The organism is Bradyrhizobium sp. SMVTL-02 (genome assembly GCF_051853005.1).
Lineage (GTDB): Bacteria > Pseudomonadota > Alphaproteobacteria > Rhizobiales > Xanthobacteraceae > Bradyrhizobium.
In genome coordinates, this window is sequence record NZ_CP182469.1 from 288,315 (window position 1) to 306,731 (window position 18,417).

21 protein-coding genes are annotated in these 18,417 nt (G+C 65.0%); 13 read left to right on the forward strand and 8 right to left on the reverse strand.

Annotated features, from left to right (window positions below; all coding sequences use genetic code 11):
- The first annotated feature begins 7 nt into the window (after positions 1-7).
- From ACNJYB_RS01320 to dnaQ, 3 genes are read left to right on the forward strand one after another with little or no spacing between them, the layout of a single operon-like run.
- On the forward strand, positions 8-616 hold the full coding sequence (locus ACNJYB_RS01320; protein WP_439372352.1) for a Maf family nucleotide pyrophosphatase: 609 nt from the start codon (positions 8-10) through the stop codon (positions 614-616).
- 23 nt (positions 617-639) lie between these two features.
- Complete coding sequence (gene coaE, locus ACNJYB_RS01325; protein ID WP_439372353.1) at positions 640-1,239, forward strand: dephospho-CoA kinase; 600 nt, start codon at positions 640-642, stop codon at positions 1,237-1,239.
- A gap of 40 nt (positions 1,240-1,279) precedes the next feature.
- Complete coding sequence (dnaQ, locus tag ACNJYB_RS01330; protein WP_439372354.1) at positions 1,280-1,996, forward strand: DNA polymerase III subunit epsilon; 717 nt, start codon at positions 1,280-1,282, stop codon at positions 1,994-1,996.
- A gap of 8 nt (positions 1,997-2,004) precedes the next feature.
- Here the strand turns inward: dnaQ and secB are convergent, their stop codons facing one another.
- Complete coding sequence (secB, locus tag ACNJYB_RS01335) at positions 2,005-2,493, reverse strand: protein-export chaperone SecB (protein WP_018646030.1); 489 nt, start codon at positions 2,491-2,493, stop codon at positions 2,005-2,007.
- 415 nt (positions 2,494-2,908) lie between these two features.
- Here secB and ACNJYB_RS01340 point away from each other — a divergent pair, with 415 nt between their 5' ends.
- Genes ACNJYB_RS01340 through ACNJYB_RS01350 form a run of 3 tightly spaced genes read left to right on the forward strand, consistent with a single transcriptional unit; the run spans position 2,909 to position 5,710 of the window.
- A complete protein-coding gene (locus ACNJYB_RS01340; RefSeq protein WP_439372355.1) occupies positions 2,909-3,616 on the forward strand; it encodes a Tim44/TimA family putative adaptor protein in 708 nt (235 codons plus the stop codon).
- Positions 3,594-5,123 carry a murein transglycosylase A gene (gene mltA / locus ACNJYB_RS01345; protein WP_439372356.1) on the forward strand — a complete coding sequence of 510 codons (1,530 nt, stop codon included), beginning with the start codon at positions 3,594-3,596 and terminating at the stop codon, positions 5,121-5,123. Before ACNJYB_RS01340 ends, mltA begins: the two co-directional genes overlap by 23 nt.
- On the forward strand, positions 5,120-5,710 hold the full coding sequence (locus ACNJYB_RS01350; RefSeq protein WP_439372357.1) for a Smr/MutS family protein: 591 nt from the start codon (positions 5,120-5,122) through the stop codon (positions 5,708-5,710). The genes mltA and ACNJYB_RS01350 overlap by 4 nt, the downstream gene beginning before the upstream one ends.
- A gap of 122 nt (positions 5,711-5,832) precedes the next feature.
- On the opposite strand, the gene ACNJYB_RS01355 is transcribed toward ACNJYB_RS01350, so the two are convergent.
- The 5 genes from ACNJYB_RS01355 to hslV form a co-directional block, all read right to left on the reverse strand.
- Positions 5,833-6,954 (reverse strand): hypothetical protein, encoded by a 1,122-nt coding sequence (locus ACNJYB_RS01355; RefSeq protein ID WP_439372358.1) that lies wholly within the window; start codon positions 6,952-6,954, stop codon positions 5,833-5,835.
- Positions 6,955-6,982: 28 nt separating this feature from the next.
- On the reverse strand, positions 6,983-8,287 hold the full coding sequence (hslU, locus tag ACNJYB_RS01360) for an ATP-dependent protease ATPase subunit HslU (protein ID WP_439372359.1): 1,305 nt from the start codon (positions 8,285-8,287) through the stop codon (positions 6,983-6,985).
- A gap of 53 nt (positions 8,288-8,340) precedes the next feature.
- A complete protein-coding gene (locus tag ACNJYB_RS01365) occupies positions 8,341-8,958 on the reverse strand; it encodes a DUF2585 domain-containing protein (protein ID WP_439372360.1) in 618 nt (205 codons plus the stop codon).
- Positions 8,955-9,413, reverse strand: coding sequence for a GNAT family N-acetyltransferase (locus ACNJYB_RS01370; protein ID WP_439372361.1), 459 nt, complete (start codon positions 9,411-9,413; stop codon positions 8,955-8,957). The genes ACNJYB_RS01365 and ACNJYB_RS01370 overlap by 4 nt, the downstream gene beginning before the upstream one ends.
- A 174-nt stretch (positions 9,414-9,587) precedes the next feature.
- A complete protein-coding gene (hslV, locus tag ACNJYB_RS01375) occupies positions 9,588-10,148 on the reverse strand; it encodes an ATP-dependent protease subunit HslV (RefSeq protein WP_018646043.1) in 561 nt (186 codons plus the stop codon).
- A gap of 240 nt (positions 10,149-10,388) precedes the next feature.
- On the opposite strand from hslV, the gene hisB reads away from it, so the two are divergent.
- The 7 genes from hisB (at position 10,389) to coaA (ending at position 15,289) form a co-directional block, all read left to right on the forward strand.
- Positions 10,389-10,982, forward strand: a complete 594-nt coding sequence (hisB, locus tag ACNJYB_RS01380; RefSeq protein WP_439375773.1) for an imidazoleglycerol-phosphate dehydratase HisB — start codon at positions 10,389-10,391, stop codon at positions 10,980-10,982.
- Positions 10,983-11,045: 63 nt separating this feature from the next.
- Positions 11,046-11,576 carry a DUF2628 domain-containing protein gene (locus ACNJYB_RS01385; protein WP_439372362.1) on the forward strand — a complete coding sequence of 177 codons (531 nt, stop codon included), beginning with the start codon at positions 11,046-11,048 and terminating at the stop codon, positions 11,574-11,576.
- Positions 11,573-12,223, forward strand: coding sequence for an imidazole glycerol phosphate synthase subunit HisH (hisH, locus tag ACNJYB_RS01390; protein WP_439372363.1), 651 nt, complete (start codon positions 11,573-11,575; stop codon positions 12,221-12,223). Before ACNJYB_RS01385 ends, hisH begins: the two co-directional genes overlap by 4 nt.
- 154 nt (positions 12,224-12,377) lie before the next feature.
- Entirely contained in the window at positions 12,378-13,118 is a 741-nt protein-coding gene (hisA, locus tag ACNJYB_RS01395) for a 1-(5-phosphoribosyl)-5-[(5-phosphoribosylamino)methylideneamino]imidazole-4-carboxamide isomerase (RefSeq protein WP_439372364.1), read from the forward strand.
- 3 nt (positions 13,119-13,121) lie between these two features.
- Positions 13,122-13,895, forward strand: coding sequence for an imidazole glycerol phosphate synthase subunit HisF (hisF, locus tag ACNJYB_RS01400; RefSeq protein ID WP_018646048.1), 774 nt, complete (start codon positions 13,122-13,124; stop codon positions 13,893-13,895).
- Positions 13,896-13,984: 89 nt separating this feature from the next.
- Positions 13,985-14,311 (forward strand): phosphoribosyl-ATP diphosphatase, encoded by a 327-nt coding sequence (locus ACNJYB_RS01405; RefSeq protein ID WP_212348423.1) that lies wholly within the window; start codon positions 13,985-13,987, stop codon positions 14,309-14,311.
- A gap of 21 nt (positions 14,312-14,332) precedes the next feature.
- On the forward strand, positions 14,333-15,289 hold the full coding sequence (gene coaA / locus ACNJYB_RS01410; RefSeq protein WP_439372365.1) for a type I pantothenate kinase: 957 nt from the start codon (positions 14,333-14,335) through the stop codon (positions 15,287-15,289).
- A gap of 253 nt (positions 15,290-15,542) precedes the next feature.
- Here coaA and ACNJYB_RS01415 read toward each other — a convergent pair whose 3' ends face one another.
- On the reverse strand, positions 15,543-17,768 hold the full coding sequence (locus ACNJYB_RS01415) for an ATP-binding protein (protein WP_439372366.1): 2,226 nt from the start codon (positions 17,766-17,768) through the stop codon (positions 15,543-15,545).
- 121 nt (positions 17,769-17,889) lie between these two features.
- The gene (locus ACNJYB_RS01420) at positions 17,890-18,363 is read right to left on the reverse strand and encodes a hypothetical protein (RefSeq protein ID WP_439372367.1); all 474 of its coding nucleotides are present in this window, start codon (positions 18,361-18,363) and stop codon (positions 17,890-17,892) included.
- Between the last annotated feature and the right edge of the window lie 54 nt (positions 18,364-18,417).

Consider the following 18,417-nt stretch of genomic DNA (forward strand, 5'->3'; position numbering starts at 1 on the left):
TGTCGCGATGGCACTGTGGCGCGGCACATCTTCGTTGATCCTGGCCTCGCAAAGCAGCGCGCGCAAAATGCTGCTGGCCAATGCGGGGCTCGCATTCGAGGCCGTCACGGCCGACATCGACGAGCGCGGCATCCAGGCGAGCTCCAATCTCGGCGATCCGCGCGAGATCGCTCTGATGCTGGCCCGCGAAAAGGCCAAGGCGGTCTCCACTGGTCGTCCCGGGAATTATGTGATCGGCGCCGACCAGACGCTGGCGCTCGGCAGCCGTCTCTTCAACAAGCCGACCGGCCGCGCACAGGCGCTGGCGCAACTGCGCGATCTCGCCGGCAACAGCCACGAGCTGAATTCCGCCTTAGCCGTGGCGCGGGACGGCAAGATCGTTTTCGAGGATGTCTCGGTGGCGCGCATGACCATGCGGCCAATGACTGAGGCGGAGCTTTCGGCTTATCTCGACGCCGCCGGCGATGCCGTGACCAGAAGCGTCGGGGCCTATCAGCTCGAGGGTCTCGGCATTCATCTGTTCGAGCGCATCGAGGGCGACCATTTCACCATTCTCGGCCTGCCGCTGCTGCCGCTGCTTGCGTTCCTGCGGAATGAACAGCTAATTGCGGTGTAGATGCGAGAGAAGGCTGGGCGCTGATGCGGATCCTGGGACTGACCGGCTCGATCGGGATGGGCAAATCCACCACCGCAAGGCTGTTCGCGGAGGCTGGCGTGCCCGTCTATGACGCCGACGCCGCCGTGCATCAGCTCTACGAGGGTGAAGCCGCGCCGGCGATCGAGGCCGCCTTCCCCGGCACCACCGTGAACGGCAAGGTCAACCGGTCAAAGCTGTCGGCGCGCGTGGTGCACGATCCCGCGGCGATCAAGCAGCTCGAACAGATCGTCCATCCGATGCTCGGTGCTTCCCGGCAGAAATTCTTTGCCGACGCCGAGGCCGCCAACGCGCCGGTCGTGGTGCTGGACATCCCGCTGCTGTTCGAGACCGGCGGCGAGAAGCGGGTCGATGCGGTCGTTGTCGTCTCGACCTCGCCGGAACTGCAGCGCGAACGGGTGCTGGCGCGCGGCACGATGGACGAGGCCAAGGTCGACGCCATCATCGCCAAGCAGACGCCGGATGCCGAGAAGCGCAAGCGGGCCGATTTCGTGGTGGATACCTCACACGGACTCGAGCCGGTGCGCGCCCAAATCAAGCACATCCTGGCCGAGGTCGTTAAGATGCCGCAGCGGCGAGCCTGATTCGCCGACTTTCACGGCTTCTTGCACGGCATCCCGAAATATGCGCGAAATCGTTCTCGACACCGAAACCACCGGCCTCGATCCGCTCCGCGGTGATCGCCTGGTCGAAATCGGCTGCGTCGAGATATTCAACCGCATGCCGACCGGACAGACGTATCACGTCTATATCAATCCTGAGCGGGACATGCCGGCGGAAGCCTTCGCCGTGCACGGGTTGTCGGCCGAATTCCTGTCGACCAAGCCGCTGTTCCACGAGGTCGTCGATGCGTTTCTGGAGTTCATCGGCGATGCGCCGCTTGTGATCCACAACGCCTCGTTCGACATCAGCTTCATCAATGCCGAGCTCGACAGGATCAAGCGCGCGGCGATCCCGCGCGAGCGGCTGGTCGATACGTTGCTGCTGGCGCGCCGCAAGCATCCGGGCGTGTCGAACCGTCTCGACGATCTCTGCTCGCGCTATTCGATCGACAATTCACACCGCACCAAGCACGGTGCGCTGCTCGACGCAGAACTGCTTGCGGAAGTCTATGTCGATCTGGTCGGGGCACGGCAGTCGCAGCTGCTGCTGGCGTCGGATGCCGAAGAAATTCGCGTCAGCACCGCCGGCGATGTGCCGCGGCGGCAGCGCCTGGTGCCGCTCGCGCCGCGGGTTTCGGATGCCGAGCGGGAGGCCCACCGGGCCTTCATCGCAACGATGGGCGAAAAGGCGATCTGGAACGAATATCTCGCCGCTCCAGTCGCCCCTCCGGCTGGTTAACCCTTCGCTTAGGCCTGGCCGGTCTGGCCACCCTGGGCGGCCATCTGCCGCTCCATGTTCTGGCGATAGAGACCGACGAAATCCACCGGGTCCAGCATCAGGGGCGGGAACCCGCCGTCGCGCACGGCGGTTGCGATGATCTCACGGGCGAACGGGAACAGGAGCCGCGGGCATTCGATCATGACCAGCGGATGCAGGTTTTCCTTCGGCACGTTGACGATCCGGAACACGCCGGCATAGGCGAGCTCGAACGAGAACATCACCTTGCCCGCGGTCTCGGCCTTGCCTTCGACCGTCAGCGTCACCTCGAACTCCTGCTCGCTGAGGTTATTGGCGCCGACATTGATCTGGATGTTGATCTGGGGTGGCTGGCCCTGCTGCTGGAGCGAGCTCGGCGCGTTCGGATTTTCGAATGACAGGTCCTTGGTATATTGCGCCAGAACGTTGAGCTGGGGAGCCTGAGCCGCCTCGGGAGGGGTGCCGTTACCGTTGGTCATAGAAGTGTCTCCTTAACCCGATTGGGGCTGAATTTCGCGGCGGTTGGCTAACATAGGGCCGCCTCGTTCCACAAGGACGAACGGTCCCGGATGGAGAATCCAGACCGTGCCCGGAACTATGGCGTCCAGGGCGGGCTTTCGGCGAAGTCGCGCCTTAAACGATTGAAGATACGCGATTTCCGCCCAGGATCGGGTTTCCCCTTAAGCATAAAACGCGCTACACTCGCCGCTGTGCCAAAAGGCGCCATTGGCCGGGCAAGATTTCGTGCCTACATCCCACGGACCAGACGCAGGGACCTAAAATGGTGATGTAGACTTGCCGTTCCCGTATGGAACGGTCTACTGGCCGGATTGATTTTCTCCGGCGACGATCCGAAGCGAAGACCCAGAGCAAAGACCAGAAAGCGAATACGACGTGGATATCTACACCATCATCTTCCTGGCGCTGGCGGTCTTCATCTTTCTGAGGCTGCGCAGCGTGCTGGGACAGCGCACGGGCAACGAACGGCCGCCGTTCGATCACACCGCCGCCCGCAATGCGCTGGGGGGTGCCCAGGACAAGAACGTCGTGACCATGCCGGGCAAGGTGATCGACCAGGCTCCGCTGGCGCCGACGGCCGAGCCGGTCGTGCCCAGCGACCGGTGGAAGGGCCTGACTGAACCTGGCACCGCACTCGCCCGGGGTCTCGATGCCATCGCCGAAAAGGACCCCACCTTCGATCCGCGCCACTTCATCTCGGGCGCCCGCGGTGCCTATGAGATGATCGTGCTGGCCTTTGCCAATGGTGATCGCCGCGCGCTGCGCGACCTCTTGTCGTCGGAGGTCTATGAAAGCTTCGACGCCGCGATCAAGGAGCGCGAGAAGAACGAGCAGAAGACCGAGACGCGCTTCGTCTCGATCGACAAGGCTGAGCTCGTTGGTGCCGAGTTGCGCGACCGCACCGCGCAGCTCACCGTGCGCTTCGTGTCGCAGATGATCTCGGCAACCCGCGACAAGGCCGGCAACATCGTCGACGGCAGCGCCGACACGGTTGCCGACATCACCGATATCTGGACTTTCGCCCGCGACACCACCTCTCGCGATCCAAACTGGAAGCTGGTTGGCACCGGAAGCGCGAATTAAACTCTTCCTCAAGAACAGCGCGACGGCGTTCTGCGCGGGTGTCGTCGTGCTGTCGACGTTTTCGCTCGGCGCCGAGGCGGCGCGGCGCCACTATCGCAGCCACCATCACCATCCCCCGCAATTGGCAGCCGCTCCGCCGCGGGCCTTGCCCTATCCGCAGCTGCCGCTGCCGTTCGAGATCTCAGGCGCGCAATATCTGCCGCTGGCCTGGGCCGACGTGAAAGGCTGGGGCGACGACGATCATCTCGCCGCCTACAAGACGTTTCGCGCCAGCTGCAAGTCGATCAATGCCCAGAACGGCGCGCCCGAGCCGAAAGCGCTGGGGGCTTCGCTTGGCGAGCCTTGTCGCGTCGCCAAATCGCTCGAGCTCAGCGACGACGCCAAAGCAAAAACCTTCTTCGAGGATAATTTTGCGCCGTTGCGCATCTCCCGCTTGGGGGAGCCCGATGGTTTCGTCACCGGCTATTACGAGCCGGTGCTGGAGGGATCGCGGACGCAGACCGACGTCTTCAATGTCCCGGTCTATCGGCGGCCTTCGAACCTGTTCGTGCGCGGCTACAAGCAGGATTCCGTCAGCCTGCCCAACAAGGGCCCCGTCTACCGCAAGATCGGCCGCCGCAAGCTGGTGCCCTATTACGACCGCGGCGAGATCGAGGATGGCAAGATCGCCGGGCGCGGACTCGAGATCGCCTGGCTGAAGGATCCGACCGATCTGTTGTTCGCGCAGATCCAGGGCTCGGCGCGGATCAAGTTCGAGGACGGCACGACGCTCCGGCTCAATTACGACGCCTATAACGGCTATCCCTACACGGCGGTGGGACGCATCCTGATCGAGCGCGGCATCATTCCGAAAGAGGAGATGTCGATGCAGAAGATCAGGGAGTGGATGGCGCAGAATCCTGATGGCGCCAAGGAGCTGCGCCGCCAGAACCGCGCCTACATCTTCTTCCGCGAGGTCAACCTCTCCGACAAGGACGAGGCGGTGGGCGCGCAAGGCATTCCGCTGACCGCGGGACGCTCGATCGCGGTCGACAAGTCGCTGCATGTCTACGGCACGCCGTTCTTCATCGAGGGCGAGCTGCCGATCGACTCGGAACGCTCGAAGACGCCGTTTCACCGCCTGATGATCGCGCAGGACACCGGCTCGGCCATCATCGGACCTGCCCGCGCGGATCTCTATTTCGGTGCCGGGCAGGAGGCCGGCCGCGTCTCGGGACGGCTGCGTCATCCCATGCACTTTGTCATGCTGGTGCCGAAGAGCCTCGATCCCTCCCTACGCGCCGCAAGACTGCCGGTACCGGATCCGCGTCCCTCGGAGAAGATCGCAAAACTGTTTCCGCAAACTAATCCGGCCAAGACGGGCACGCCTGCTGCCGCCGTTGCGCAAGGCAGGAACGAAACGGTTGCCGTCGCCGGCCCTGTCCCGCTACCGGTGCCGCGCCCCGCGATCGAGCCTGTCCCCGAGCCGCGGCGGCCCGTGAAGAATCGTTCCCATCGGCAGCAATGAAGCGATCGTCCCGTCCGCCCGTGCTGGAGTCCCGTCCCTCGCCGCGCCGCCGTGCCCTGAGCGAGGAAGAGCGCGCGCTGTGGGATACGGTCGCAAAGCAGGTCAAGCCGCTCAGAAAGCATCGCCTGGCCAAGGCGCATGCTGCGCCGCCCGCCGGGTCTTCGCCCGTGGCCCAGCCGATCCGGCCTTCATCACCGGCAAGGCCGGTTGCCGCTCCACCCGCGCCGCGCGCCGCGAAACCGCAGGTCCCGCCCTTGGCGCCGCTCGGCAAGCGCGAGCGCACCAAACTGTCGCGCGGGCGCAGCGAGATCGAGGCGCGTCTCGACCTGCACGGCATGACCCAGACGCGCGCCCATCACGCGCTGACCGGCTTCCTGCACCGCGCCCATCACGACGGCCTGACCTTCGTGCTGGTCATCACCGGCAAGGGCCGCAGCGGCGGCGAAAGCGGCGTGCTCCGCCGCCAGGTGCCGGAATGGCTGAGCCTGCCGGAATTCCGCGCCTTCGTCGTCGGCTTCGAGACCGCCCATATCGGCCATGGCGGCGAGGGCGCGCTGTATGTGCGGATCAGGCGGGCGAGAGGTTAGCGGCTCTACACCTCTCCCGCTTGCGGGAGAGGTCGGCGCGAAGCGACGGGTGAGGGTTCTCTCCTCTCGGGGGTCTCTCCCGCGGACACACCCTCTCCCGCAAGCGGAAGGGAGCGCACCGCCTAAAACGGCCGGACGATTCCGACGCGCGGGATCAGGGTGATGACCAGGCCGAAGATGTTGGTGTTCCGGTCCTCCGCCGGAATCAGCGGAGCTTCCTGCTTTGCCGGCAGCATCTTCACCGCATGCAGGATCAGGACCATGCAGACCGCCCAGTTCGAGATCCAGCGCGAATAGTCGAACACCATCGCGAACATCACGAGATAGGCGAGGCTGATGCCCGTTAGTGCCGCGACCACGAGCCGCCTGTGCAGATCGCTGGCGAGCGCGCCGATCAGGCTGGCGAAGAAGCGCCACAGCGGCGTGTGCAGCCAGATCAGCAGCGCGAACACGGGCACGCCGAGAATGTTGTGCGGCAGCCGGCCCCAGGTGTCCGCAATCTCCTTCGCCAGCGGCTGGTACCAGATGTAGGCGAACTGCAAGAGGTCGGTGCGGGAGGGATCGGCCATCCGGGTCTTCAGGAATTCGATGAACTCCGCTTCCGGGATCGGCATCGTTCCCAAAAATTGCGCGGCGAAGAACAGCGCGGAGACGAGGGCGAGGGCGATCCCGCCGAATGCGACATTGCCGCGATCGCAGCCGCAAGCGAGGTAGTGCCTGATCACCACGATGGTGACGATGGTCGGGACGTACATCAAGAGATGAATGTGGTGGATCAGCACCAGCACGATCGAGAACAGGGCCGCCGTTGCGACGAACAGCAGCGAGCCGGCCGGCATCAGCAGCAGGACGATCGCGAGCGCGCAGCCATAGATGTCGAAATGGCCGAGCGTGTGCATGAAGTTCTTCAGGAAGAACGGCGAGCCCGCGGTGAAGACGAACAGCGGCAGCGTCTTCGCGGTGAAGCCGAACGTCCTCCGAAACAGTTGTGCATAGAGCCCTGAGGTCACCAGCCACGTCACCCCGCCGAGCGCGAACACCAGCCAGACCGGCACCCTGTCGGTGAACAGCGCGACGATCGCCCCGATCAGCGCGCGCTTGATGAAGCCGAAATGATAGTCGACGAGGAGATGGATGTAGGGAACGTAAGGCGGCAGCTGGATCTTGTGGACGAACACGCCGGCGATGATTGCGGCGTTGATCGCGAGCAGCAGGCGCCAGGGGTTTTGCAGGATGACGGTCACGCCGCATCAATAGCGTGACCGTCCAAAATTACAAAATGAACCGGCTGAGATCCGCGTTCTTGGCGAGGTCGCCGACGTGCTTCTGCACGTAATCGGCATCGACCCTGATGGTCTCGCCGTTGCGGTCGGGGGCGGTGAAGGAGATCTCGTCCAGCACCCGCTCCATCACGGTCTGCAGCCGCCGCGCGCCGATGTTCTCGACGGTGGAGTTCACGGCCACCGCGACGTCCGCGAGCGCATCGATGGCGCTGTCGGTGATGTCGAGCGTCACGCCCTCGGTCTGCAGCAGCGCGACATATTGCTTGATCAGGGAGGCCTCGGGCTCGGTCAGGATGCGCCGCATGTCGTCGCGGGTCAGCGCCTGCAGCTCGACGCGGATCGGCAGGCGGCCCTGCAATTCCGGCAGCAGGTCGGACGGCTTGGCGACATGGAAGGCGCCGGAAGCAATGAACAGGATGTGGTCGGTCTTGACCGCGCCATGCTTGGTCGAGACCGTGGTGCCCTCGATCAGCGGCAGGAGATCGCGCTGCACGCCCTCGCGCGAGACGTCGCCGCCGACGCGGCCGTCGCGGGCGCAGATCTTGTCGATCTCGTCGAGGAACACGATGCCGTTGTTCTCGACCGCGCTGATCGCCTCCAGTGTGAGCTGCTCGGCGTCCAGCAGCTTGTCGGATTCCTCGTTGACCAGGATCTCGTGCGAGCCTTCCACCGTCAGCCGCCGCGTCTTGCTGCGGCCGCCGAGCTTGCCGAAGATGTCGCCGATCGAGATCGCGCCCATCTGCGCGCCCGGCATGCCCGGGATCTCGAACATCGGCATGCCGCCGCCGGACGATTGCGTCTCGATCTCGATTTCCTTGTCGTTGAGCTCGCCTGCCCGCAGCTTCTTGCGGAAGGATTCCCGCGTCGCCGAGCTGGAATTGGCGCCGACCAGCGCATCGAGCACGCGCTCCTCGGCGGCGAGCTGGGCCCGCGCCTGCACGTCCTTGCGCTTCTTCTCGCGGACCTGGGCGATCGCGACCTCGACGAGATCGCGCACGATCTGCTCGACGTCGCGGCCGACATAGCCGACCTCGGTGAACTTCGTGGCTTCCACCTTGAGGAACGGCGCATTCGCGAGCTTGGCCAAGCGGCGCGCGATTTCCGTCTTGCCGACGCCGGTGGGGCCGATCATCAGAATGTTCTTCGGCAGCACCTCCTCGCGCAAGGAGCCTTCGAGCTGCTGCCGCCGCCACCGGTTGCGCAGCGCGATCGAGACGGCGCGCTTGGCGTCGCCCTGGCCGACGATGAAACGGTCGAGTTCGGAAACGATTTCGCGGGGGGAGAAGTCTGTCATGGCACCTTAGCTAGGGTCAGATGCGGGCCGGGACAAGCCGCTTTTTTCGGCCGTCAGATGATCGGCGGGCCCGATTGCCATTGTTTCACGGCCTCGATCGGATGGATCAGCATCAGGATATTGAGCGTCAGATTGTCGCGAATGTGGAGCGCCAGCATGATCTCGAAGGCAAGGCCGAGCAGGATGGTCGCAGATACCGGCAGCACGCGCGCGGCGAGGAACCCGAGCATCATGGCCAGATTGTCGGACACCGAATTGACGATGCTGTCGCCGTAATAGTCCAGCGAGATCGTGCCGGCGCGGTAGCGCTCGATGATCAAGGGCGAGTTCTCGACGATCTCCCAGGCGCCCTCGATCAGCATGGCGATGATCAGCCGGGCCGGCCAGGACAAAGTCAGTGACGGCAGACGCGCGAACAGCAGCCAGGTCAGCCCGTAGAACAGGAAGCCGTGCAGCACGTGCGAGAAACTGTACCAGTCGGCGATGTGCTGGGAATTCTCCGAGCTGTTCACGACGCCATGCCAGAGCTTGACGTAGCCGCAGGTGCAGATCGGCACCCGCCCCATCGCGAACAAGATCGAGGCCTGCAGCGCCAGCAGCAGCAGCGCGAGGCCGGCCCAGGCGAGCGGCGGAAATGCGACCTTGCTCTCCTGCGCGTGCGCCAGCGTCATGACTCGCGCACCATCAGCAGCGCCGGCCCGTCCGGCGTCTCGACCATGCGGTTGCGAACGAAGCCGGCCTTCTCGTATGCGCGTATCGCGCGCGCGTTGCGCGGAGAGGGATCGGTCACCATCCGCGGCAGACCCTGCCGAAAACCTTCATCGACAAATTGTCGGACGAACGCCGAGCCATGGCCGCGCGCGATCATGTCGCCCTCGCCGATGAACTGGTCGATGCCACGCGTCCCCTCCGGTTGCGGCCCGAAGCCCGTGTTCCAGGCGGTCAGGCGATAGCACTGAAGATAGCCGAAGGGCTTGTCGCCGGCCAAGACGATGAATTGGTCCATCGCCGGCTCATCGAGATCGCCGCTCACCAGCACGAACTGCTCGTCCGGATCGCCCCACCATTCCCGCACATCGGCTTCGCCCAGCCAGCGCCGGATCAGCGGCAGGTCGGCTGCGGTCATCGGGCGGAAGGTGTAGGGGGCGGAAGGTGTAGGTGGGCGCCATAGCCTAAGGCGTGACGAGTTGGAGTCGAATTGACCTTGGCCGACAGCAGCGCTCTCTCCGTTCCCTCCCCCTTGTGGGGGAAGGGAACGCACCACCGTCGATGCGCCAGTTGAGGCTATTCCCATCAAGCCCTAGCCGCTCGCCAGGCTCTCGATGGTCAGATTGCGGTTGGTGTAGACGCAGATGTCGGCGGCGATGTCGAGGGAGCGGCGGACGATGGTCTCGGCATCCTTGTCGGTGTCGAGCAGGGCCCGGGCCGCGGCCAGGGCGTAGTTGCCGCCGGAGCCGATCGCCATCACGCCGGCCTCGGGCTCGAGCACGTCGCCGGTGCCTGTCAGAACCAGGGAGACGTCCTTGTCGGCCACGATCATCATGGCCTCCAGCCGCCTGAGGTAACGGTCGGTGCGCCAGTCCTTGGCAAGCTCCACCGCCGCCCGGGTCAGCTGCCCCGGATATTGCTCGAGCTTGCTCTCCAGCCGCTCGAACAGCGTGAAGGCGTCGGCGGTGGCGCCGGCGAAGCCGCCGATCACGTCGCCCTTGCCGAGCTTGCGGACCTTCTTGGCGTTGGACTTGATCACGGTCTGGCCGATCGAGACCTGGCCGTCGCCGCCGACCACCACCTTGCCGCCCTTGCGGACCGTCAAAATCGTGGTGCCGTGCCAGCCCGGCGAGCTGTTCTGGGAGTCCTGCATGAATACCTCACTGTCCGGCTTGATTTAAGCGGTCGGAGACGGGGGCACAACGGGCCGTTCCGGGCCGAATTTTCGCTCACCATAGGCAGAAGTAGAGGCCCGCCCGGCCGTTCCCGCAGTAGCGAAGGTGTCATTTGGCTGTTAATAGACTGGCGTTTTCGGCCCCCGAGCATGATCCGGAAAAATGGGCACCGGATTCCGGGGAGGATCATGCTCAATAGAAGCGAAAGCCAGCTTTCAATGCGCACCGCGACGATCAAGCGCAAGACCAAGGAAACCGACATCGAGGTGTCCGTGAACCTCGATGGCACCGGCGTGGCCAATATCGCGACCGGCATCGGCTTTTTCGACCATATGCTCGATCTCCTCGCCCGCCATTCCCGCATCGACCTCACGGTGAAGGCGGCGGGCGACCTGCACATTGATTATCACCATACCACCGAAGACACCGGCATCGCGCTCGGCCAGGCGGTCAAGCAGGCGCTCGGCAACATGGCGGGCATCACCCGCTATGCCGGCGTTCACATGCCCATGGACGAGACGCTGTCGCGCGTGGTCATCGACATCTCGGGCCGACCGTTCCTGGTGTTCAAGGCCGACTTCCCCCGCGACAAGATCGGCGAGTTCGACACCGAACTGGTGCGCGAGTGGTTCCAGGCCTTCGCCATCAACGCCGGCGTGACTCTCCACGTCGAGACCCTATATGGCGATAACAGCCACCATATCGCCGAGTCCTGCTTCAAGGGTCTGGCGCGGGCGCTGCGCACCGCCGTTGCGATCGATCCGAAGGCTGTGGGCGAAATCCCGTCCACCAAGGGCTCGCTCGGCGGCTGACATCTCCGTTTTGCGGCGAACGCCGCCGGCGGCATCACTGAACATAGAGAGCGGGGCATCACCATGCCTGTCTACACAGTACATGCTCCCTTCCCTGGCGGAGCCGATCTGCGCGCGACCGACAAGTTCGTCTTCGTGCGCGACGGCTTCCATTTCTGGGCGATGATCTTCGGCCCGTTCTGGCTGCTGTGGAATCGGCTGTGGCTGGCGCTGATCGGCTGGGTGATCTTCATCGCGGCCTTCCATGCCGGGCTCTCCAGCCTGGGTCTCGGCCGCAGCTCGATCTTCTTCGCCGATATCGTCCTCGCGCTGCTGATGGGCCTCGAGGCCTCCAGCCTGCGGCGCTGGACGCTGTCCCGCGGCAAGTGGCGGCAGCTCGACATCGTCATCGCCGACGACCATGACACCGCCGAGCGTCGCTTCTTCGAGCGCTGGAGCCAGAAGCAGCACGGCATCGTCAACGATCAATGGGCCGTCGACCGCGGCGGCCCGCCGCCGACCCGCAACACGCCGGGCCAGCAGTTTTCGAACCCGCCGCCGATTCCGGCCGGCGGCATCATTGGATTGTTTCCAGAACCGGGAGGGTCAAGATGAGCGTCGCCATCATCGATTACGGTTCCGGGAATCTGCATTCCGCCGCCAAGGCTTTCGAGCGCGCGGCGCGCAGCCTCGAAAATCCGCAAAAGGTTTTCGTCACCAGCGATCCCGATCAGGCCTACGAGGCTGACCGTCTGGTGCTGCCCGGCGTCGGCGCCTTCGCCGACTGCCGCCGCGGGCTCGATGCCGTCAACGGCATGGTCGAGGCGATCACCGAGGCGGTGCGCGTCAAGGCGCGGCCGTTCTTCGGCATCTGCGTCGGCATGCAGCTGATGGCGAGCCGCGGCAAGGAGCACGTCATCACCGAAGGCCTGAACTGGATCGGGGGCGACGTCGAGAAGATCACGCCGCGCGACGAAAGCCTGAAGATCCCGCACATGGGCTGGAACACGCTCGAGGTGCTGAGGGACCATCCGGTGCTGAACAAGCTGCCGCTCGGCCCCGAGGGCCAGCACGCCTATTTCGTGCACTCCTATCACCTCAATCCCGCCAGCGAGGCGGACGTCCTCGCGCGCGCCGATTACGGCGGGCCTGTCACCGCGATCGTCGCGAAGGACACCGCAATCGGCACGCAGTTTCACCCCGAGAAGAGCCAGCGCTTTGGTTTGGCCCTGATCTCGAACTTCTTGCGATGGAAACCGTGATGGATTCGACGGCTTTCACCTCTTCATTGCGAGCGCAGCGAAGCAATCCAGCGTCTTTCCGCGGCGGCAGTCTGGATTGCTTCGCTGCGCTCGCAATGACGGAGTGCTCAGCTGACAAGTCCGTCCCCATGACGGGGACGACAGCAGGTACGACATGATTCTCTTTCCGGCAATCGACCTCAAGAACGGCCAGTGCGTGCGCCTCGAGCAAGGCGACATGGCGCGCGCGACCGTTTTCAACCTCAATCCCGCCGCCCAGGCGCAGAGCTTTGCCGAGCAGGGCTTTGAGTATCTCCACGTCGTCGATCTCGACGGCGCCTTTGCCGGCAAGCCGGTGAATGCCGAGGCCGTCGAGGCGATGCTGAAGACGATCGGGATCCCGGTGCAGCTCGGCGGCGGCATTCGCGATCTGAAGACCGTCGAAGCCTGGCTCGACAAGGGCATCACCCGCGTCATCATCGGCACCGCCGCGGTGCGCGATCCTGAACTGGTGAAGTCGGCGGCCAGGAAATTCCCCGGCCGCGTCGCCGTGGGCCTCGATGCCCGCGACGGCAAGGTCGCGGTCGAAGGCTGGGCCGAGACTTCGCAGGTGACTGTGCTGGAGATCGCAAAACGCTTCGAAGATGCCGGCGTTGCCGCCATCATCTTCACCGACATCGCGCGCGACGGCCTGCTCAAGGGCCTGAACCTGGAGGCGACCATCGCGCTCGCCGATGCCATCTCGATCCCCGTGATCGCCTCCGGCGGTCTTGCCTCGATCGAGGACGTCGAGGCGATGCTGACGCCGCGGGCGAAGAAGCTCGCCGGCGCGATCGCCGGCCGTGCGCTCTACGACGGCCGGCTCGATCCCGCCGCCGCCCTCACCCTGATCCGCAACGCGCGCGCTGGGAGCTGACACATGTTCAAGGTGCGCGTGATCCCCTGCCTCGACGTCAAGGACGGCCGCGTCGTCAAGGGCGTCAACTTCGTCGATCTGCGCGATGCCGGCGATCCCGTCGAAGCCGCGATCGCCTATGACGCCGCCGGCGCCGACGAGCTCACCTTCCTCGACATCACCGCGACCCATGAAAACCGCGGCATCATGCTCGACGTGGTCCGACGCACGGCGGAGGCCTGCTTCATGCCTGTGACCGTCGGCGGCGGCGTGCGCGAGGTCAACGACATCAAGACGCTGCTGCGCGCCGGCGCGGACAAGGTCTCGATCAACAGCGCCGCGGTGTCGCGGCGCGAATTCGTCAAGGAAGCTGCCGAAAAATTCGGCGAGCAATGCGTGGTGGTGGCGATCGACGCCAAGCGCGTCAAGCGCCCGGGCGGCGACCGCTGGGAAATATTCACCCATGGCGGCCGCAACTCCACCGGCATCGACGCGATCGAATATGCCCAGGAGGTGGTCTCGCTCGGCGCCGGTGAAATCCTGCTCACCTCGATGGACCGCGACGGCACCCGGCAAGGCTTCGACATTCCGCTGACCCGGGCGATTGCCGACAGCGTTCCCGTTCCCGTGATCGCCTCGGGCGGCGTCGGCAATCTCGACCATCTGGTCGACGGTATCCGCGACGGGCACGCCACGGCCGTGCTGGCCGCCTCGATCTTCCACTTCGGGGAGTTCACCATCCGCGAAGCCAAGGAGCACATGGCGAGGCGCGGGCTGCCGATGCGCCTCGATGCCTGACGACTCCCGTTCGTAAAAATGCTACACAAGCCGGCGGGGAATGGCCCCGTGGGCCGGGTGTGCTGCCAAGTGTGTCTCTGAGTAGTCCGATGTCGCGTTTCACGATCCACGATCTGGCCGAGACCATCGACGCCCGCGCCGCGTCCGGCGGCGAGGCCTCCTATACCCGCAAGCTCCTGGACAAGGGCGCCGAGCATTGCGCCAAGAAGTTCGGCGAGGAAGCAGTCGAAACCGTAATCGCAGCAGTCGAAAACGATCGCGCGCATCTGATCGCCGAGAGTGCCGATCTGCTCTATCATTTCCTTGTGCTTTTGAAGGCCCGCGGCATAAAGCTGGAAGAGGTCGAAGCCGCGCTGGACAAGCGGACGAACATGTCAGGGTTGGAAGAGAAGGCGTCGCGCAAGAGCGGCAACTAGCCGAGGTGGAGAGGTCGCTTCATGGATATCCGCGCACCGGAGCAACTGTATAATCCGTACCGCGTTTATACGCGCGAGCAGTGGGCGCGCCTGCGCGACGATACGCCGATGACGCTGGAGCCGGGCGAATTCGACCGGCTGCGCTCGCTGCACGATCGCCTCGACCTGCAGGAGGTCGAGGACATTTATCTGCCGCTGTCGCGCCTCTTGTCGATCTACGTCGATGCGACGCAGCGGCTGTATTACGCGGAGCGCCAGTTCCTCAACATCCGCGACCGCAAGGTGCCCTACATCATCGGCGTTGCCGGCTCGGTCGCGGTCGGAAAGTCCACCACGGCCCGCGTGCTCCAGGCGCTGCTGGCGCGCTGGTCGCCGCGTCCGAAGGTCGACCTGATCACGACCGACGGTTTCCTGTATCCCAATGCCGTGCTCGACCGGCAGGGCATCATGCAGAAGAAGGGTTTCCCCGAAAGCTACGACCTGCCGCTGCTGCTCGGTTTTCTCTCCGACATCAAGTCCGGGCGCCGCGATGTCCGCGCGCCGGTCTATTCGCATCTGACCTACGACATCGTGCCTGGCCAGTGGGCCGAGGTCGACCAGCCCGACATCCTGATCGTCGAAGGCGTCAACGTGCTGCAGACCGGCAAGCTGCCGCGCGACGGCAAGGCGGTGCCCGTCGTCTCCGACTTCTTCGACTTCTCGGTCTATATCGACGCCGACGAGGCCGCGCTGCGGCGCTGGTACATCAAGCGCTTCCTGGCGCTGCGCGACACCGCGTTCACCAATCCAAAGTCCTACTTCAACCGCTATGCGCTGCTCTCGGACGAAGAGGCGACCGCGACCGCGACCGCCATCTGGGAGCGCACGAACCTCGCCAATCTCGAGGACAACATCCTGCCCACCCGCCCCCGCGCGACGCTGATCCTGAAGAAGGGTCCGGATCACGTGGTGGAGAGCGTAGCGCTGCGGAGGTTGTGAGCCGCAGTTCGGAGGGTCGGTAGCCCGGCGATTGCGCGAAGCGCCATCGCTCGGCGCAACCCATCTCTTCCGTGTCCGCAGAGATACCCAGTGGTGGGTTACGCCTTCGGCTAACCCCACCCTATGATATCTCTGCTTGAGTACGCCTCTTCCGACATCGTCACTGCGAGCGCAGCGAAGCAATCCAGACTGTCTCCGCGGAGAGACTCTGGATTGCTTCGCTGCGCTCGCAATGACGGGGAGAGAGCGGGGACTACATCGCCAGATGCCGTGACGCGGCCAGCCCCGCCAGTGCCTCGTCGAGTTTGTCCCGATCCAGCGGCTTGATCAAAAATCCGTTCATGCCGGCCTCGAAGCAGGCATAGCGATCCTCGACCAGCGTATTCGCGGTCAGCGCCAGGATCGGCGTATGCCGACCGTCGGTCGAGGCCTCGTGGCTGCGGATGCGTTTGGTCGCCTCGATGCCGTCGAGCTGAGGCATCTGGATGTCCATCAAGACGAGATCGTAGGGCGTTCCGGCCGAGCTTGCCGCCAGCCAGGATTCCAGCGCGGCCTCGCCATGGACGGCGATGACGACGCGGTGGCCGAGCTTCGTCAGCAGCGAGCGCATCAGCAGCGCGTTGATCTCATTGTCTTCGGCGACGAGGATCGACAGGCCTTGCGCCGGCGCTGCGCCGGGAGCTTCAGCCGGCGGTTCCGGCGCGAGGTCGGGCGAGGGGATCTCAGTCGTCAGCGTGAGGCGTGCGGCGAGCGAGGCGGCGCGAAGCGGCTTCACCAGGAAGCCGGTGAAGGCCAGCGAGAATTTCTCGTGCCGCGAGCTCGACGTCAGCAGCACCAGCCGTTGCAGCGCATGCGCGCGGGCGGTTTCGCCCAGCCGGTCGGCGACGGCAGGACCGATGGCGCGATCGATCAAGACCGCGTGCCAGGAGCGTTCCGGCAGCAGCGCCTCCGCGACACTGGCGTCCGTCACCAGGCAGGTCTGAGCGCCCCAGCGCTCCAGGCGCCGCGCGATCAGCGAGGCCTCGATGCCCTCGGCGATCAGGAGGATCGACTTGCCGGCGAGATCAGGGCTCGGGAACGTCGTCTGCCCTGTGGCTCCCTGCGACGGCGCGAGCGGCACTGCGACCTCGAAGGTCGCGCCCTTGCCCGGCTCGCTGGTCAGCGTGATGTGGCCACCCATGCGCTTGACGATGCGCTCGCTGATGGCGAGGCCTAGCCCGGTGCCGCCATAGGTGCGGGCGACGCGCTCGTCGGCCTGCTCGAATTCTCGGAAGATGCGCTGCTGCGCCTCGGGCGCGATGCCGATGCCGGTGTCGCGGACCAGGAAACAAATCTCGTTCGGCCAGGTGCCGGGCTCGACCATCAGCGCAACGCCGCCGTTCGCTGTGAACTTGATGGCGTTGCCGGCGAGGTTGAGCAGCACCTGGCGCAGCCGTGCGGCATCGCCGACGACTTCCAGCGGCAGGCGCTCGTCGACATAGGCGGCAATCTCGAGCTGCTTGGCCTGCGCACGCGGCGCCAGCAGCTCGGTGATCTCCTCGATCAGAGTGGAGAGCGCGAACGGACGCTGCTCGAGGTCGAGCTTGCCGGCCTCGATCTTGGAATAGTCGAGCAGCTCCTCGATCAGCGCCATCAGCGCTTCGCCGGAAGTCTTCACCGCTCTGGCATAAGTCGCCTGTTCCGGCGTCAGATGGGTGTCGAGCAGGAGCCCGCCCATGCCGATGATGCCGTTAAGGGGGGTGCGGATCTCGTGCGAGGCCATGGCCAGGAAGCGCGACTTGGCGCGGTTGGCAGCATCGGCCTGGTCGCGCGCCTCCGATAGCGCACGCTCGGTCTCGGTGCGATCGGTGACGTCGCGTCCGACGCTCTGCAGTTCGGCCGCCTGGCCGGCGTCGAGCCGCACATAGCCTTCGCGCCAGGCGATCCAGCGCGCGCCGTGCGGTGTGGCGATCTTCTGGTCGTGGATGCGCGTGCCGTTGCTTTCGCGGGCGCTGTCGCCCTGTTCCAGCACGTCGAAATCGAAGCGCGTGCCGACCAGCGCGCCGCGTGCCTGTCCAGCGAGCGCGCAATAGGCGTCGTTGGCGAAGGTGATGCGGCCCTGATGGTCGCGCAGCACGATCAGATCGCCCTGCTGCTCGAACAGGCTGCGGGCGCGCTCCTCGGCTTCCTTCAGCTCCCAATTACGGTCGATCAGCGCCTCGTTATGGACGGCGAGGGTACGCAGTCGCTTGCTGACGAAGCGCAAGCGCATGCTCAGCGTGGCAAGGCCGAGGCAGGCGAGGGCGAACAGGAAGCTTGCACCGATCGCAAAGGCGTTGGGATCGTAGCCGGAATTCTCGGAGCGACTGCCGGAGACGAAGCCATAGGCGCCGCCGAACGTGGCCGAGAAGATCATGAAGGAGCGAATCGCGAATGCGATTCGGGGATGCTGCCGCCTGAAGCGGCGCATGCGCACCTTGATCCGGAACGTCCGACTCATCGCCACCCCGACTCTTGTCCGAAACCCCACCGCCGCTGCCTGCGACGATGGCGCGCCGACCTTGCGAACAGCTTGAGGTCTTGCGGTCGCCTCCAAACAGGGTTGACGAGGTGTTAACGGCTCAGAGCGAGGCGGCCTGGAACGGGAACGGGCGATGACCGGCATGCGCACCGACGATCAGCGCTGCGGCCTCGCGCTGCGAGAACGTCCTGGAGCGTACATAGATGCGGTAATCGGCGGGGCCTTCAGTCGAGAGATAGATGACCGGGCCGCCATCGACCGGCTGCGCCGCGATGGTGACGAGGCGATTTGCCGGATTGGGCTGGCAGGAGTCGGTCTCGGAACCGAGGCCGTCGTCCACGACTGCAAAGTCCGCGGCGTCCGCGTCGTCGGTGATCTGGACCCTGACCGTGGCGCGCGCCGGATCGTCGGTGAAAGCGACGTGGACGCCGGCGGTCCAGAACAGTGATGTCAGCTCGACGGAGGTTTCCCCGAAGGCGATGCAGGGATGCGAGACCGATCCGATCTCGCCGCGGGAAAACACGGCAGCCGCCAACAGGGGAACAACCGAGGCCAGGATCTTGAAACGCAACATGACACTCTACTCGCCAGGCCCTTTGGAAAACGCGTCGGGCCTTATGGTTTTCAG